Source organism: Halopseudomonas maritima (genome assembly GCF_021545785.1).
Taxonomy (GTDB): Bacteria; Pseudomonadota; Gammaproteobacteria; order Pseudomonadales; family Pseudomonadaceae; genus Halopseudomonas; species Halopseudomonas maritima.
In genome coordinates, this window is the sequence record NZ_CP079801.1 from 2,336,421 (window position 1) to 2,353,166 (window position 16,746).

At 60.6% G+C, this 16,746-nt stretch carries 12 protein-coding genes; 9 read left to right on the plus strand and 3 right to left on the minus strand.

Annotated elements, in window-relative coordinates; translation table 11 throughout:
* Positions 1–4: 4 nt before the first annotated feature.
* A complete protein-coding gene (locus HV822_RS10780) occupies positions 5–3,289 on the minus strand; it encodes a carboxyl transferase domain-containing protein (RefSeq protein WP_238869990.1) in 3,285 nt (1,094 codons plus the stop codon).
* A gap of 3 nt (positions 3,290–3,292) precedes the next feature.
* Positions 3,293–4,993: an AMP-binding protein gene (locus tag HV822_RS10785; protein ID WP_238869991.1), complete on the minus strand. Its 1,701-nt coding sequence runs from the start codon at positions 4,991–4,993 to the stop codon at positions 3,293–3,295.
* Positions 4,994–5,147: 154 nt separating this feature from the next.
* On the opposite strand from HV822_RS10785, the gene HV822_RS10790 reads away from it, so the two are divergent.
* Entirely contained in the window at positions 5,148–6,095 is a 948-nt protein-coding gene (locus tag HV822_RS10790) for a LysR family transcriptional regulator (protein WP_238869992.1), read from the plus strand.
* On the opposite strand, the gene HV822_RS10795 is transcribed toward HV822_RS10790, so the two are convergent.
* Positions 6,053–8,449, minus strand: a complete 2,397-nt coding sequence (locus HV822_RS10795; RefSeq protein ID WP_238869993.1) for a penicillin-binding protein 1A — start codon at positions 8,447–8,449, stop codon at positions 6,053–6,055. The genes HV822_RS10790 and HV822_RS10795 overlap by 43 nt on opposite strands.
* 184 nt (positions 8,450–8,633) lie before the next feature.
* Between HV822_RS10795 and HV822_RS10800 the strand changes: the two genes are divergently transcribed.
* From HV822_RS10800 to HV822_RS10835, 8 genes are all read left to right on the plus strand, one after another.
* Entirely contained in the window at positions 8,634–9,698 is a 1,065-nt protein-coding gene (locus HV822_RS10800; protein WP_238869994.1) for a pilus assembly protein PilM, read from the plus strand.
* Complete coding sequence (locus HV822_RS10805; RefSeq protein ID WP_238869995.1) at positions 9,698–10,276, plus strand: PilN domain-containing protein; 579 nt, start codon at positions 9,698–9,700, stop codon at positions 10,274–10,276. The genes HV822_RS10800 and HV822_RS10805 overlap by 1 nt, the downstream gene beginning before the upstream one ends.
* Positions 10,273–10,896, plus strand: a complete 624-nt coding sequence (gene pilO, locus HV822_RS10810; RefSeq protein WP_238869996.1) for a type IV pilus inner membrane component PilO — start codon at positions 10,273–10,275, stop codon at positions 10,894–10,896. Before HV822_RS10805 ends, pilO begins: the two co-directional genes overlap by 4 nt.
* Positions 10,893–11,417 carry a type 4a pilus biogenesis lipoprotein PilP gene (pilP, locus tag HV822_RS10815; RefSeq protein WP_238869997.1) on the plus strand — a complete coding sequence of 175 codons (525 nt, stop codon included), beginning with the start codon at positions 10,893–10,895 and terminating at the stop codon, positions 11,415–11,417. Before pilO ends, pilP begins: the two co-directional genes overlap by 4 nt.
* A gap of 20 nt (positions 11,418–11,437) precedes the next feature.
* Positions 11,438–13,549 carry a type IV pilus secretin PilQ gene (gene pilQ / locus HV822_RS10820; protein ID WP_275419351.1) on the plus strand — a complete coding sequence of 704 codons (2,112 nt, stop codon included), beginning with the start codon at positions 11,438–11,440 and terminating at the stop codon, positions 13,547–13,549.
* A gap of 5 nt (positions 13,550–13,554) precedes the next feature.
* Positions 13,555–14,064, plus strand: coding sequence for a shikimate kinase AroK (gene aroK / locus HV822_RS10825; RefSeq protein WP_238869998.1), 510 nt, complete (start codon positions 13,555–13,557; stop codon positions 14,062–14,064).
* A 69-nt stretch (positions 14,065–14,133) separates the two neighbouring features.
* Entirely contained in the window at positions 14,134–15,210 is a 1,077-nt protein-coding gene (gene aroB, locus HV822_RS10830; protein ID WP_238873590.1) for a 3-dehydroquinate synthase, read from the plus strand.
* A complete protein-coding gene (locus HV822_RS10835; protein ID WP_238869999.1) occupies positions 15,210–16,742 on the plus strand; it encodes an AAA family ATPase in 1,533 nt (510 codons plus the stop codon). The genes aroB and HV822_RS10835 overlap by 1 nt, the downstream gene beginning before the upstream one ends.
* Positions 16,743–16,746 lie beyond the last annotated feature (4 nt).

Genomic DNA, 16,746 nt, shown 5'->3' on the forward strand with positions numbered 1-16,746 from the left:
CCGTTTACCAGGTATCGACAAACGGCCGCGTGCCCTTTTTCAGCGCCTCATCCGGTGCCGAGTGCAGGCCACGCATCAGCCAGTCGCGGGTTTCCAGCGGGTCGATCACGGCGTCGATCTCGAGGAAGCTGGCCATGCTGATGCCCTTGCCGCGCTGGTACAGCTCGGCGACCAGTTTCTCGAAGGTTGCCTGACGCTCGCCTTCGTCCTCAATCGCCGCCAGCTCCTTCGAGTAGCCCAGCCGTACCGCACCTTCCAGCCCCATCGCACCGAACTCGCTGCTCGGCCAGCCGATGGTGAACATTGGTGCGTGGAAGCTGCCGGCTGCCATCGCCTGTGCGCCCAGGCCGTAGCCCTTGCGCAGTACCACGGTGAAGAACGGAATACTCAGGCTGGCAGCGGTGACGAACATGCGCGAGACGTGGCGCACGGTGCCCTGCTGCTCGGCATCCGGGCCGACCATAAAGCCGGGGGTGTCGCACAGCGAGACCATCGGTAGGCCGTGGGCCTGACACAGCTGCATAAAGCGCGCCGCCTTGTCACCGGAGACGGCATCAATGGCGCCACCGAGATGCATCGGGTTGTTGGCGATCAGGCCGAAGGCGCGGCCTTCGATGCGGATCAGCGCGGTGATCAGCCCCGGGGCAAACTCGCGGCGCAGCTCCAGCACAGAATCGCGGTCGGCCAGCGTCTCGATCACCTTGCGGATGTCATACACGCGCAGGCGGTTTTCCGGGATCAGGTGGCGCAGCTCGCGCTGGTCCGCCGCTTCCCAGTCCGTCAGATCACCCTGGAAGTAGGACAGGTACTGCTTGGCCACCGCAGTAGCCTCGGCCTCGTCCTGCACCCGCACGTCGATCACGCCGTTCGGGCCGTGCATGCTGGTCGGGCCAACCTGTTCGGGGGTGAAGCGGCCGAGGCCGCCGCCTTCGATCATCGCCGGCCCGGCCATGCCGATGGTGGCGTTCTCGGTGGCGATGATTACGTCGCAGCAGCCGAGCAGCGCGGCGTTGCCGGCGAAGCAGCGGCCGGAGACGATACCCACGGTCGGCACCATGCCGGACAGCCGCGCCATGCGCATGAAGGTGGTGCAGTCCAGGCCGGCCACGCCGACCTTGTCGATATCGCCCGGGCGGCCGCCGCCGCCTTCGGTGAAGAACACCAGCGGCAGCTTCCACTGCTCGGCCAGCTCCAGCATGCGGTCGGTCTTCTTGTGGTTGGTGACGCCCTGGGTGCCGGCGAACACCGTGTAGTCGTAGGACAGCGCCATGCAGCGGGCGGCGTGCTCGCCGAACTTGTCGGCATTGATGGTGCCGATGCCGTTGATCAGGCCGTCGGCCGGGCTCATCTTCAGCAGCTCTTCGTGGGTGCGGCGGGTGCGCTGGGCAGCCAGCGCAAAGCCGCCGTATTCGATAAAGCTGCCGTCGTCGAGCAGGTCGGCGAGGTTCTCGCGGGCGGTGCGCTGGCCGGTCTTGCGGCGTTTGGCCACGGCCTCCGGGCGGCGCTCGTCGGTCAGCTCGGCGCGGCGCTCCAGCACTTCCTGCAGGTCGGCGCGGATGTGGTCGATGGCAACGCTTTCTTCATCCTGTTGAGCGTTGCCCGCCACGTCGGCGGGCTCCAGATAGAGCAGGGCGCTGCCCTCGAACAGGCTGTCGCCGGCGTTGGCGGCCAGCGCGCGGACGATACCGCTCTGGGCTGCCTTGACCACAAACTCCATCTTCATGGCTTCCATGATCGCGACCTGCTGGCCGACCGCGACGCTGTCGCCAACCTGCACATCCAGGCTGACCAGAACACCCTGTACCGGCGCATTCAGCGGCTCGGTGCCGGCGGGTGCATCGGTCTGCGTGCTGCTGGCGGCGGCGCTGTTCGTGCTGCTCTGGAAGAACCGGTGCGGATGGGCGCTGGCGTGGGCGGCGGTCAGATTGGCAGCCTCGGCTTCGATAAAGGCGGTGGATACGTCGTTGCTCTGCACCTGCGGGTGCTGCAGCAGGTTCTGCAGCAGGTGCAGGTTGCTGGCGGCACCTTCCAGGCGGAATTCGCACAGTGCGCGATAGGCGCGGCGCAGGGTGTTCGGGTAGTCGCCACCTGCGTGCACGATCAGTTTGGCCAGCAGTGAGTCGTAGCGCGGGCTGGTGGTGTAACCGGCGTAGCCGTAACCATCGACGCGGATACCCGGGCCGCTGGGCGGCTGGTAGGCGCTGAGCGTGCCACCGGCCGGGCGAGTGCTGCCGTCGGCGGCCATGCTTTCCAGATTGATGCGCAGCTGCACGGCAAAGCCGCGTGCCGCCGGAATCTCGGTCTGGGTCAGGCCCAGTTCCGCCAGCGTCTTGCCGGCGGCGAGCTGAATCTGCGTTACCGCCAGATCCAGACCGGTCACCGCCTCGGTTACCGTATGTTCAACCTGAATGCGCGGGTTGGCTTCCATAAAGACAAAATCCCCGTGCTCCTCGTCGAGCAGAAACTCGACGGTACATAGGCCGCGGTAGCCGACCGCGCGGGTCAGGGTGCAGGCGGCTTCATGCAATTGCGTGCGCACAGCCGGATCAAGACTCGGCGCCGGGGCCACTTCCAGCAGCTTCTGGTTGCGGCGTTGCAGGGTGCAGTCGCGCTCCCAGACATGGGCAACCTCGGTGCCGTCGCCGATGATCTGCACCTCGATATGCCGAGCGCGGCGGATCAGTCGTTCGACATACAGGTCGCCACGGCCAAAGGCGGCGGTGGCCTCGGAGCTGCAGCGGGCGAAAGCGTCGTCCAGCTCGGCAAGATCATGCACCGCACGCATACCGCGCCCGCCGCCGCCAGCCAAGGCTTTCAGCATCACCGCTGCGCCGTCGCCCAGCGATTGCATAAAGTCGCGTGCCTGCTCTAGCGTGGTCGGCTCGTTGGTGCCCTGGGTCAGGGGCACACCCTGCTGCTGCGCCAGTCGACGCGCACTGGCCTTGTCGCCGAAGGTGTCGAGCACCTCAGGCGCTGGGCCGATAAAGGTGATGCCGGCCTGCTCGCAGGCGCGGGCGAAGTCGGCGTTTTCGCTGAGGAAACCGTAGCCGGGGTGAATCGCATCGCAGTTCTGCTCCTTGGCGATGCGAATCAGCTGGGCGGCGTCCAGATAGGCGGCAACACCCTGGCCCTGCAGGGCGACGGCCTGATCGGCGCTGCGAACGTGCAGCGACTGGTCGTCATCTTCGGCGTACACGGCAACGCTGGTGGCGCCGCAGTCAGCGATGGCGCGGGCCAGGCGAATGGCGATTTCGCCACGGTTGGCGATAAGAATGCGGTTGAATGCCATGGGTTAGTTGATCCAGTCCTGTAGTTCCTGTTTCTTGACCTTGCCGGTCGCGGTCATCGGCAGTGTATCTACCAGCCGAATCTCCGGCACCTTGTAGATCGCCATTGCCTGTTTGCACCAGTCACGCAGTGACTCGGCGCTGGCCTGGCTGCCGGGCTTGATGATGATGAAGGCAAGAGGTGTCTGGCCGCGTTGCGGGTCGGGTTTGCCGATGACCGCGGAGGCGAGAATATCCGGGTGCTGGCCGAGCATGGCTTCCAGCTCGCTGGGGAACACGCTCATGCCGTTGACCTTGAGCATCTCCTTGCGCCGCCCCAGATAACGGATAAAGCCCTGCTCGGTGATCACGCCGCTGTCGCCGGTATGCAGCCAGCCGCCGTCGCGCAGCGCCTCGGCGCTGGCCTCCGGCTTGTTCCAGTAGCCCTTGAGCAGGGAGGGGCTGCGCAGGCACAGCTCGCCCTCGCTGCCCAGCGGCAGCAGCGCGCCGGTGTCGAAGTCGCAGACCTTGAACTCGGTACCGGGCACCGGCAGGCCGACAAAGGTGGGCTCGGATTTCAGATCGAAATCGTCGTCTTGCAGGCCGGCAGTGAAGGTGTCGCAGGTATGGGTTTCGGTCATGCCGAAGCTGGTTTCGAACAGCGTGCAGCCGGTCAGGTCGCGCCAGCGGCGGCGGTATTCCGGGGTCAGCTTCTTGATGAAGGAGACGCAGCTGGTGATCTCTAGCGAGCTAAAGTCGAACTCGCCGACCTGCGGGTGATCGAGAATTTCGGAGGCGCTGTCGACCAGTAGGCCGGTCTGGCTAACCCGGTAATGCTGGATCGCACTCATAAAGGTCAGCGCATCCCAGCGGGCCAGCAGTACCAGAGGGGTGCCGGCGAACACCGGGAACAGCAGGCCGGAGTTCTCGCCGGCAATCCAGAATTCCGGCATGAAGTTCAGGCCGATGCGCTCTTCATCAAAGCCCATGGCAGCCGGCATAAAGCTGGCGCAGGTGTAGAGCATGTCACCGTGGGTATGGATGCAGCCCTTGGGCAAGCCGGTGGTGCCGCCGGTGTAGTTGAGCGCGGCGGTGTCATCCAGCTTTAGCTTTGGCAGGCTCTGCGGTGCCGGCGCGGTGGCCGCCAGCGCGGGCATCAGGTCGATGCTGTCGGTGATCGGCAGCTTGGGTGCCTGCAGCAGGTCCGGCACCGGGATCGGCGGCTGGGCCGGACAGAGTTCGGACAGGCTGGTGCTGAATACCATTTCCAGTGCGGTCTGCTCGCGGACTTCGCGCACCACCGGCAGCAACTGATCGAAGCAGATGATGGCGCGGGCGCCGCAGTCGTTGAGTTGGTAGCTCAGTTCCATACCTTTGGCCATCGGGCTGACCGGGGCGTGGATCGCGCCCATCTTGAGAATGCCGTAAAAGGCGATATGCAGTTGCGGGCAGTTGGGCATGAACACCGCAACCCGGTCGCCCGGCTTGATGCCTTGGGCCTGCAGCAGGGCGGCGCAGCGGTTGCTCAGGTCATCCAGCTCGGCGTAGGTCAGCTGGTGGCCGTAGAAGTGGACGGCAACGCGGTCGGGCGCGGTTTGGGCCCAGTGCGCGAGATATTCGGTCAGCGGACGCTCACCCTGCGGGTAGACGGGGCTAGTCGGTTTGCCGGCCGGCCAGACGTTGGCTTGAATCGCCTTCAGGGTGTCGAGATAGTCCTGCTCGTGCATGTCCGTGCCTCTTGCTGTTGTTGTCGCTCAAGCTTAGGAGCTGTCGAGGCGGATAAGAAGCGATCAATATTCATTCAGAACCATGATTACTATTCATGGTTTGGCTGTGGGCGCGTAATCTCGGGGGCATAGCGCATGCAGCAGGTGTTTGTTGATGAGTGAAAAGAATGATTCCCCATCATTGGCCCGGATAGACCTTAATCTGTTTCGGGTGTTTGAGGTGGTTTACCGCGAGCGCAACCTGACGCGGGCGGCGGCAGTGCTGCACGTCAGTCAGTCGGCGGTGAGTCATTCGCTGGCCCGGCTGCGCGAGCACTTCTCTGATCCGCTGTTTGTTCGCGAGGGTAGGGGCGTGACGCCGACGGCGGCGGCGATGCGATTGGCGCCCGGCATCATCGACAGTCTGGGGAGGCTGCAGCAAAGCCTCGGCTACCTGCAACAGTTTGATCCGCAGGAGGACGCCCGCACCTTCACCATCAGCCTGCCTGAACAGCTGGAGCCGGTACTGATTCCGCCGCTGCTGACGCACTTGCGCAAACAGGCGCCGCGCAGTCGGGTGCGTACAGTCGGTGTGAGATGGTCCGAGTTGAAGCTGGAGCTGGCGGCAGGGCGGATTGATCTGGCGGTGCAGATCGCCCGTCCGGCTGATGCCAGTCTGCGGCAGATGCAGTTGGTCAAGGAGCCATTGTGCGTGGTCGCCGGGCCGCAGTTTGAAGGCGAGCTGACGGCGGACAGCTACATGGCCGCTGAGCACATTGCCGTCGCCTCTTGGCGGCGCGGGTTATCCTTTGAGGATCTGGCGCTGGGACATCTGGGGTTGATGCGCAACGTGGTGCAGCAGTGCCAGAGCTATCAAGCGGCGAGCCTGGTGGTGGCGCAGACGCCGTTGCTGCTGACCATGTCGCGGCGCCACGCCGAACTGATCAATCGGCCGTTGGGTAACCGGCTCTTGCCGATGCCCCTGCCGCTACCGGAGATCGGCCTGACGCTTTACTGGCACAAGGGCATGGAACACGACCCGGTCAATCGTTGGTTGCGGCGCCAGGTCCATGCGTTGGCTCAGAACAGTTCCAGTGGCGTAACCGCTCCACCGCTGTCGTAGCCACCCATCTCCAGTTCACTGTAGGGCGGCGGCGCGTCTTCCTGCTTGAATATTTCCATGAAGGCGCCTTCGGTGCCGGGCGGCGCGCTGCGCCCGGTCGCCGGGTCGATGCGGGCGGTGACCAGGCCGCGGGGCATGCTTGGCTCGCGGTCGGGCACGCCTTCCAGTGCCGGCCCCATGAAATTCATCCAGATGGGCAACGCGGCGGTGCCGCCATACTCCCGGCGACCCAGGGTGCTGGGCTGGTCAAAGCCGACCCACACGGTTGCAACCAGGTCCGGGTTGAAGCCGGAGAACCAGGCGTCCTTCTGGTCGTTGGTGGTGCCGGTCTTACCGGCCAGGTCATTGCGGTTAAGTGCGCGGGCCCGCACTGCCGTGCCACGACGCACCACGTCGCGCAGCATGCTGTTGAGTTGATAGATGGTGCGTTCATCGACTACGCGTTCAGCCTCGGCAGGTTGCTCGCTGATGCTGCTGCCCTGGCGCTCGACGTAGGCGTTCAGACGAGCCTGTTGCTGCTCGGTCAGCTCCGGGGTGACCGGCGGTTTGCTGTAGTCGATCAGTTGGCCGTAGCGGTTCTCGATGCGGTCGATCAGGTAGGGTTTGACGGCGTAGCCGCCGTTGGCGAAGGTTGCGTAGCCCTGCGCGATTTGCAGGGGCGTCAGTTCCGAGGTGCCGAGCGAGGCCGAGAGGTTGCGAGGCAGCTCCTTGCGGTCAAAGCCGAAGCGTTCGATGTAGCTCAGGGCGTTGTCCACTCCCAGGTCTTGCATCAGGCGAATTGAGACCAGGTTGCGTGAGCGGTACAGCGCTTCGCGCAGGCGAATGGGGCCAAGAAAGTCGCCGCCGGAGTTCTGCGGTCGCCAGATTGAGTCCAGATAATCGTCGACAAAGATCAGCGGCGCATCGTTGACCAGGCTGGCAGGTGTGTAGCCCTTGTCGAGCGCGGCACAGTACAGGAATGGTTTGAAGCTGGAGCCGGGTTGGCGGCGCGCTTGGGTGGCGCGATTGTAGTTGCTTTGCACGAACGAGAAGCCGCCGATCAGCGCCTTGATCGCGCCATCCTGCGGGCCTAGCACAACCAGAGCGCTCTGTGCCTCCGGGACTTGGGCCAGGCGCCAGTTGTCGTCCTCTATTCGGCTGACGCGAATGATGTCGCCCGGCTTGAGTACGTCCATCGGCTTGGCGGGGCGCGGCCCCATACCATTGGCGCTAAGATAGGGGCGAGCCCAGCTCATCTGTTCCCAGGCAATCAACCCGGTCTGGTCGCGTCGCAGGCGTATCTCGACATTCTCCGCATTGACTGCGGTGACCAGTGCGGGCTCAAGGCCGCCGAGGCTTTTATAGCCATTTAGCAGCTCGACTCCCTGCTCCAAGGTGATGTCCGGGTTGCGCGCTTCCGGGCCCCGGTAGCCGTGGCGGCGGTCGTAGTCTTGCAGGCCGTCGCGCAGGGCATGGTTGGCCATCTCCTGCAACCTGCTGTCGGCCGTGGTGTAAACGTTGAAGCCTTGGGTGTAAGCCTTGTCGCCGTAGCGCTCGACCATCTCCAGACGCGCCATTTCCGCAATGTAGGGCGCTTCCATCTCCGGGTTGGCGCCGTGATTGCGGGCAGTAATGGGGGTGTTAACCGCCTCTCGGTAAGCTGTCTCGTCTATGTAACCGAGGGTGAGCATGCGGTCGAGAATCCAGTCGCGACGCACCTTGGTGCGTTCCGGGTTGGCAATCGGATTATAGCGCGACGGTGCCTTGGGAAGGCCCGCGATCATCGCCAGGTCGGCAAGCGGCAGTTCGTTGATCGACTTGCCATAATATACTTGCGCCGCTGCTTCGATGCCGTAGGCGCGGTTGCCCAGATAGATCTTGTTGACGTAGAGCTCGAAGATTTCGTGCTTGTCGAGGTTGCGCTCGATCTGCAGCGCCAGCAGGATTTCGTTCAGCTTGCGCGAAAATACCCGGTCGCTGGTAAGAAAGTAGTTTTTCGCGACCTGCATGGTGATGGTGCTGCCGCCGGTCTGAATATGCCCGGTTTGTGCCAGCTCGCTGGCAGCGCGCAGCAGGCCCATCGGGTCAACGCCGTGATGATTGAGGAAGTTATCATCCTCTGCGGCCAGCAGAGCGTGTACAAATGCAGCAGGCACCTGGTTGTAGCTGATCGGGAAGCGACGCATTTCACCGAACTCTGCTATCAGACGATTATCTGTGCTATATATCCGCAACGGGGTTTGCAGTTCGACATCGTGTAGGGTTTCAACATCTGGCAGCGCAGGGCTAAGATACAGCGCGACGCCGCTCAAAATCATGATTGGCGCGCAGGCCAGCGCGAAGATAGACCAGAACAGAAATCTCAGTAGACGCATAAGGGATGTGGAATTCCCTGAATAATTAGAAAGTTAGCTGGATTGCTAATTGAGAACGGTGTAGCAGTCTGCATTATAAGCGTATTTTTTTTGATTTAGCCATTTGCGCTTGTACAAGGACTGTTATTTAATGTAGGAAAACATAAACCGTCCGTAAGTGTCGGATGCTGATAGGAAATTGGCTGTGCTAGGGCTCCTAAAGAAAAAAGCGAACACGCTGCTGGGCATCGATGTCAGCTCCACCACGGTGAAGCTGCTGGAGCTCAGTCGCGCCGGAGGCCGCTACAAGGTTGAAGCCTATGCGGTCGAACCCTTGCCACCCGGAGCGGTGGTCGAGAAAAATATCGTCGAGCTTGAAGGCGTTGGCCAAGCACTTGAAAAAGTGCTCGCGCGATCCAGGTCGCCACTCAAGCAAGCCGCCGTCGCCGTCGCCGGATCTGCAGTGATCACCAAGACCATTGAGATGGACGCTGGTCTTGATCCCGACGAGATGGAAGAGCAAATCAAGCTCGAAGCCGATCAGTATATTCCCTACCCCCTCGATGAAGTCGCGATCGACTTCGAAGTGCAGGGGCCATCCCCCCGAAACCCTGAGCGCGAAGAAGTGCTGCTGGCCGCCTGTCGTCGTGAGAACGTCGATATTCGCGAGGCTGCGCTGGCGTTGGCTGGGCTCACAGCCAGCATCGTGGAGGTCGAGGCCTATGCGATGGAGCGGGCGTGCGAGCTGGTGGTTGGGCAGCTGGATGCTGATGATGAAGGGCTCACGATCGCGGTGATTGATATCGGTGCAACCATGATGACGCTCAGTGTTCTGAGCGGCGGTCGCACCATCTACACACGCGAGCAACTGTTTGGTGGTAAGCAGCTCACCGACGAGATTCAGCGCCGCTATGGCCTGTCTCAGGAAGAAGCTGGTCTTGCCAAGAAGCAGGGCGGTCTGCCGGATGATTACGAGTCTGAGGTGCTCGGGCCTTTCAAGGACGCGGTGGTTCAGCAGGTGTCCCGATCGCTGCAGTTCTTCTTCGCCGGCGGTCAGTATAACGACGTGGACTACATTCTGCTGGCTGGCGGCACCGCTTCTATCCCCGGTCTGGACCAATTGGTGCAGCAGAAAATCGGAACCACCACCCTGGTTGCCAACCCCTTTGCAAACATGACCCTGTCCAACAAGGTTGACGCAGTTGCCCTGAGCAACGACGCGCCAGCATTGATGATCGCATGTGGTCTGGCAATGAGGAGTTTTGACTGATGGCTCGCATTAACCTGTTGCCTTGGCGCGAGCAGCTAAGGGAAGAACGAAAAAAGGAATTCCTGACGATTCTGGCACTGGTTGTCCTGCTTGCAGGTGCGCTGGTCTTCTTGGGCGATCGCTATATCAATGGGCGCATCGACCATCAGAATGAGCGCAACGCCTTTCTGAAGAAGGAGATTACGCTGCTTGAGGCGCGCATCCGGGAAATTGAGGAGCTGCAGGCGCGGCGTGCTCAACTGCTGGATCGTATGAGGATTATCCAAGATTTGCAGGGCAAGCGCCCAGTCATCGTTCGCGTATTTGACGAAATGGCGCGCACGCTGCCGGATGGTGTGTACTTCACTAACGTTGGCATGAAGGGTTCCACGATTTCCGTTAAGGGCGGTGCTGAATCTAATAGCCGCGTCTCCAATCTGATGCGCCAAATGGATGGCTCTGAGTGGCTGACTTCGCCGAATCTGACGGCGGTCAAAGCTGTCACTTCTGGTGCGGTCGATCAAGCGAACGTGTTCGAGCTGTCAGTCAAACAGACCGCGCCACGAGCCGGTGCCGCTGAGGGAGAACAGCAGCAATGAGTTTCGCTCAACAGATGGAAAGCTTAAAGAAGCTCCAGGCGGACGACTTGGACTTCAACAACATAGGGTCTTGGCCGGCCGCGCTCAAAGTGATTGTGTGTGCGGTGGTGTTTGCCGTGCTGCTGGTGTTGGGCTACCAATTTCACCTGAAGGATTTGCGGGCGAGCCTGGAACGGGCTGAGCAGCAAGAGGTCGTGCTGCGCAAGGACTTTACCGATAAGTCATATCGGGCGGCTAATCTGGAAGCCTATAAGGCCCAGCTCGCGGAGATTGAGGAGCGTTTCAGTGGTTTGCTGAAACAGCTGCCGAAGGATAGCGAGGTGCCTGGTCTGCTCGAAGACATCACTCAGATGGGGCTCAATAGTGGTCTGGAGTTCGAGTCCATTACCCTCCAGCCTGAAGTCGCACAGCAGTTTTATGTCGAGTTGCCTATCAATATCGTCGTTCGTGGTAGTTACCACGATTTGGCCACTTTCGTGAGCAGCGTGGCTGGCCTACCTCGTATCGTTACTCTAGGCGACTTCACGATTTCGCCAGTCAGTGCGAGTAACCCGGACCTTTTGGCAATGAATATCTTGGCCAAAACCTACCGTTATAACGACGCGGGAGGCCAGCAATGAACAAGCTAACCAAACTTGCGGTGCTGGCTTCCTTTGGCCTTCTGGCTGCGTGTGGTGGTAACGAGTTTGCCGATTTGCAGCGCTTTATGGATGAGACGCGTGCCAGGCCGGCAGGGAAAATCGAACCGCTGCCTCGCTTTGAGCCTTATGAAGCCTTTACCTACAGCGCTTCTTCCTTACGCAGTCCGTTTCAGCCGCCGATCAAGATAGACCTGACTCAGCGTCAGAAGGGCTCGCAGGACATCAAGCCTGACGAAAACCGGGTCAAGCAGTTCCTTGAGGGTTTCAATATCGAGAGCTTCGAGATGGTGGGGACTTTGAGCAACTCTGCCGGAATGCAGGCCCTGATTCAGGGTGCCGGCAGTGTGCATCGGGTCGGGGTTGGCGACTATCTGGGACGCAATCACGGACGTGTGACCGGAATCGAAGAAAATCGCGTTGATGTAGTGGAAATCGTGCCGGATGGTGAAGGCGGGTGGTTGGAGCGTCCGCGTACCCTCAGCCTCGCTGAGCGCGGGTAGGACAACCAGGGAGAGATAACATGAACTGCAAACAGTCACGCGTGGAACGCAAAAAAATGCTTCTGACCAGAAAACTTCCGCTCGCAGCGCTGATGGCGTTGCTGAGCCCGCTGGCCCTGGCCGCCGACCTGCAAGGCATGGACGTGGCATCACTGCCAGGTGACCGTGTTGAGTTAAAGCTGAGTTTTGACGAGCCTGTCAGCGCAGCTCCCAAGGGGTACACTATCGATCAGCCGGCACGTATTGCCCTTGATTTGCCTGGTGTGCAGAACAAGCTGGGCGAACGCTCTCGCGAGCTGGGACTGGGTAATGCGCGCAGCGTTACTATCGTTGAGGCGGGAGATCGTACGCGCCTGATTATTAACCTGACATCCCTCGCACCTTACAACACGCGCGTTCAGGGTAATGACCTGTACGTGACTGTTGGCGCAGAGGCCGGAGTGTCCGCGTCAACGTCGGCGTCTGTGGCGCCTGCGGCTGCCAACAGCAACTGGCGAGCCAGTGATGAGCCGGCGGTGTCCAGTTCGGCCGCCGTGGGTGGTCGTGCTATCAGTAGCCTCGACTTTCAGCGCGGCACCGACGGCTCAGGCAATGTCATCATCGATCTGACCGATCCCGGCATCAAGGTTGACGTTGAAGAGCAGGGCGGGCGCGTAAAGCTCAACTTCCCCAACACGCGACTGCCGGACGCGCTGCGTGTTCAGTTGGATGTCAAAGATTTTGCGACTCCGGTGAACTTCGTAAACGCGACGGGCAGTGGTAACAATGCGTCAATCGTGATTGAACCGACCGGTAGTTACGAGCACTTGGTCTATCAGGCGGATAATCGTCTCACGGTAAGCTTCAAGCCGCTTACCCCCGCGGAGGTCGAGCAGCGTCGCGCTGACGCCTTTACCTACACCGGTGAAAAGCTGTCGCTGAACTTCCAAGATATCGAAGTGCGTTCGGTGTTGCAGCTGATCGCGGATTTCACTGATCTGAACCTGGTGGCCAGTGATACGGTGCAAGGCAGTATTACGCTGCGCCTGCAGAACGTGCCATGGGATCAGGCGCTTGATCTTGTGCTGAAAACCAAGGGCTTGGACAAGCGGCAGATCGGTAATGTCTTGCTGGTTGCTCCGGCGGAGGAGATTGCTGCACGCGAGCGCCAGGAGCTGGAATCGCAGAAGCAAATCGCAGAGTTGGCACCGTTGCGTCGCGAGCTGATTCAAGTCAACTACGCCAAGGCTAGCGATATTGCGCAGCTATTTGCCTCGGTTACCTCGGCTGATGCGGATAGCCAGCGCGGTTCGCTGACCGTAGATGAGCGAACTAACAGCATTATTGCTTTGGAAACCCAAGACAAGTTGGATGAGCTGCGTCGCATTGTCACTCAGCTGGATATTCCGGTGCGTCAGGTCATGATCGAGGCGCGTATCGTCGAGGCGAATGTGGGCTTTGACAAGGCCATTGGGGTTAACTGGAGCGGTGAATTCAGCCTGGGAGACAGTGACAGGTATCGGGTTTATGGGGATGATGGATTGGCGTCTACTGCCAGCACGCCCTTTGTTGATATGGGTGTTATTGGGGCGACGTCAGGTATCGGCATCGGTTTTGTAACTGATAACTCAATGCTTGATCTGCAATTGTCGGCAATGGAGAGCACTGGTAACGGCGAAGTTATTTCTCAGCCAAAGGTGGTTACGTCCGACAAAGAAACCGCCAAAATCCTGAAAGGCTCCGAAATTCCTTATCAAGAGGCTAGTTCCAGTGGTGCTACTACCACTGCGTTCGCCGAGGCGGTTCTCTCGCTCGAAGTGACTCCGCAGATTACTCCGGATAACCAGGTAATCATGGAAGTCATCGTCACCAAAGACGAGCCTGACTTTACCAACGAGGTTAACGGTGTGCCGACCATTCGTAAGAACGAGGTGAATGCTAATATTCTGGTTGCGGACGGCGAGACTATCGTTATCGGTGGTGTGTTCTCCAGCGAAACCCAGACATCTCAGGAGAAGGTGCCGTTCTTGGGGGATCTTCCCATTTTAGGCAAAGCGTTCCGTCGTGATGTGAAGGCAGAGAGTAAAAGCGAGTTGCTGATCTTTCTGACGCCGCGCATCATCAACAACGGGGCTGTCTCCCTTGCTAGGTAAGTCCGTTGCGTAATGTTTTTCTGATCGGCCCGATGGGTGCTGGTAAAAGCACCATCGGGCGTTTGCTTGCTAAAGAGCTCAAATTTCCCTTCAAAGATTCGGACCGCGAGATCGAAGTGCGCACCGGCGCGGATATTCCCTGGATATTCGATGTAGAAGGGGAAGAGGGGTTTCGTCAGCGCGAAGAAGCCATGATTGCCGAGCTGGTGTTGGAGCGAGGGATCGTTCTGGCTACCGGTGGTGGTGTGGTCATGCGCCCGGCCAATCGCGCTGCGTTGGCGGCCAACGGGCTGGTTGTTTATCTTTGTACCAGTGTGGATCAGCAGCTGCAGCGCACTGCCAAGGATCGCCAGCGTCCGTTGCTGCAAACGTCCGACCCCGAGGCGGTATTACGAGACTTGATGGCTCGACGCGACCCGCTGTACCGCGAAATCGCTGACCTCATCATTGAGACAGATCAGCGCGGCCCCAAGGTTGTGGTTAATGCCATCCTCGGCAGGCTGCAGGAAGACTGAGTTAGGGTCCATATCCTAGTCTCTGGTGACTGTTGTATGCTGTGCCCGCCAAAAACGGGGAGTGCTTTGATGCAGTGTCTGAACGTCGATCTGGCTGATCGCAGTTATCCTATCTATATCGGTGCAGACGTCCTGTCTGACGGGAGCTTGTTACAGCGCCATATTGCCGGCCGCCAAGTCTGTATTGTTACCGACGATACGGTTGCTCCGCTCTATCTGGAAGCGCTCATACAGAAGCTTGCGGACTATCGTGTGAGTAGTGTCGTCTTGCCGACCGGTGAGGCCTACAAGAATTGGGCGACGTTGCAGCAGGTGTTTGATGCCCTGCTTGCCGACCGCCATGACCGTCGCACCACGCTTATCGCGCTGGGGGGCGGCGTTATTGGTGACATGACAGGTTTTGCTGCGGCTTGCTATCAGCGAGGTGTCGACTTTATTCAGGTGCCGACCACTCTACTGTCTCAGGTGGACTCCTCCGTCGGCGGCAAGACCGGCATCAATCACCCGGCTGGCAAGAACATGCTGGGTGCTTTTTATCAGCCCAAGGCAGTGCTGATTGATACTGACAGCCTGCACACACTACCTGCTCGTGAAGTCAGCGCCGGACTTGCCGAGATCATCAAGTATGGGTTGATCCGCGACGCGGGCTTCCTGGCCTGGTTAGAGCAAAACATCACGGCTTTGCGGAGCCTGGATGCTACGACGGTCATTCATGCCATTGAGCGTTCCTGCGCCATTAAGGCGGAGGTCGTGGCGGCAGATGAGCGCGAGGGTGGTGTGCGCGCTATTCTCAACCTGGGGCATACCTTTGGTCATGCCATTGAGGCGCATCAGGGATACGGCAACTGGCTGCATGGTGAAGCGGTGGGTGCCGGTATGGTAATGGCCCTGGATCTGTCTTGCCGCCTGGGGTGGGTCACCGATGCAGAGCGCCAGCGCGCGGTGGCGTTGATCGCTGCCGCAGGGTTGCCGGTTGCACCTCCGAAAGGGATGCGCGTGGCCGATTTTGAGCAGCTGATGGCAGTCGACAAAAAGGTGCTGGATGGCCAGTTGAGGCTGGTGCTGCTGCACGGGCTGGGAAGTGCAGTGGTGACTGCAGAATTTGATGCTGATGTTCTACGTCAATGTTTGTTGGGGTTTGAGTGATGACGAAAGGCTTTGATGAGGTGTTCACGGCAGCAAGTGGTGTCGACGAGCTGCTGGATCACTATCAGCTGTCTCACGACCCATTCGCGCCGCGCACTCCGGGCTTTCGTTTTTTTACCCCCAAACGCAAGAGTGTATTGGCCGAACTGCATCACCTGGCGCGTTATGGTGATCAGGTGATGGCTGTTACCGGGCCGCAGGGCGGCGGCAAAACGCTGCTGCGCCAAGCTCTGGTAGCCAGCAGCAGCAAGGACAGCGTGCAATGCGTGGTGTTGTCCGGCCGGGAGATGCCGGCCGAAGCCTCGCTGCTTGCGGGGATCTGTCAGGCAGTCAGTGCGGAGCAACGGGACGTAGCGAGTTTGTTGCATAAGGCGCAGCAGGCAGAAGCGGTGGGCATTCAGCTTTACCTGATCATTGATGATGCTGAGTGCCTGGAATCCTCGGCGATCAGCATGCTGAGTGATATAGCCGAGGCGGGTAGTGGCGCTCCCAAGGTCTTCCTGTTTGCCGATATCGAGGCTGAGCCGACGTTGGCTAGCCTGCGTAAATCCGACGATGCGCCAGCTGTTCATGTCATAGGGTTGCTGCCGCTGGACCTCAACGAGACTCGAGCCTATCTGGCCCAGCGCCTCGAAGGGGCGGGCCAAGGCATTGAGCTATTGGATGATGCCCAGGTCGAGTGGGTGCAGCAGCGCAGTGCTGGCTGGCCTGGCGCGATTAACCTGGCAGCCCGTCAGGCGCTGTTGGCCGCCATGCAGGAGGCGCCGGTCGCGCTTCGGCGCTCCGGCGCTAACCCGTTTCCGCTTAAGGCGCTGGCCGCGCTGGTATTGATAGCGGCGGGTATCGGTGTGGCTTGGTATATGGGTGATCAGCCGCAGGAGCCTGAGCGCACGGTGCTGCAGTTGCCTGCGCCGGTTGTAGAGGCGCAAAGTCAGGCGCCGGTACCTGCGCCTTTGCCAGCGGACGTCAGTGACTCGGCGGGGGTAGGCCCGGCTGTGTCGGGCGCCGAGCAGAGGGTGCCCACCCTGGTTGATGCGCAGCCGTCTGATATGCCTGCACCTGAGCCGGTAACCGAGCCTCGCATTGACGACACTGGCGAGCCCGCCCCATCCTCTCCAGCTCCAGCTCCAGCTCCAGCTCCAGCTCCAGCTCCAGCTCCAGCTCCAGCTCCAGCTCCAGCTCCAGAGCCGGCGCCTAAGCCAGCGGCACCCGCTGCCGCTTCGGCGCAGTCGACTGCTGGCTATCATGAAGCCGATTGGTATCGGCAGCGCGCCGGCTCGGAGTACGTGGTGCAGTTGCTTGGCTCGCGCTCCGAAACGGCTGCGAAGGCCTTTATTGCGCGCCATGCAGGTGTTGCTGATCTGGGGTACTTCGAGACAACCCACGAGGGGCAGCCTTGGTTTGTGGTAACCCAGGGCGCCTATGCTTCGAGGCAAGCGGCGCAGGCCGGTGTCGGCAAGTTGCCGGCGGCGCTACGTGACAGCAAACCATGGCCGCGAGCAATGGCGGATATTCAGCGCGCCCTGCGCTGATAGG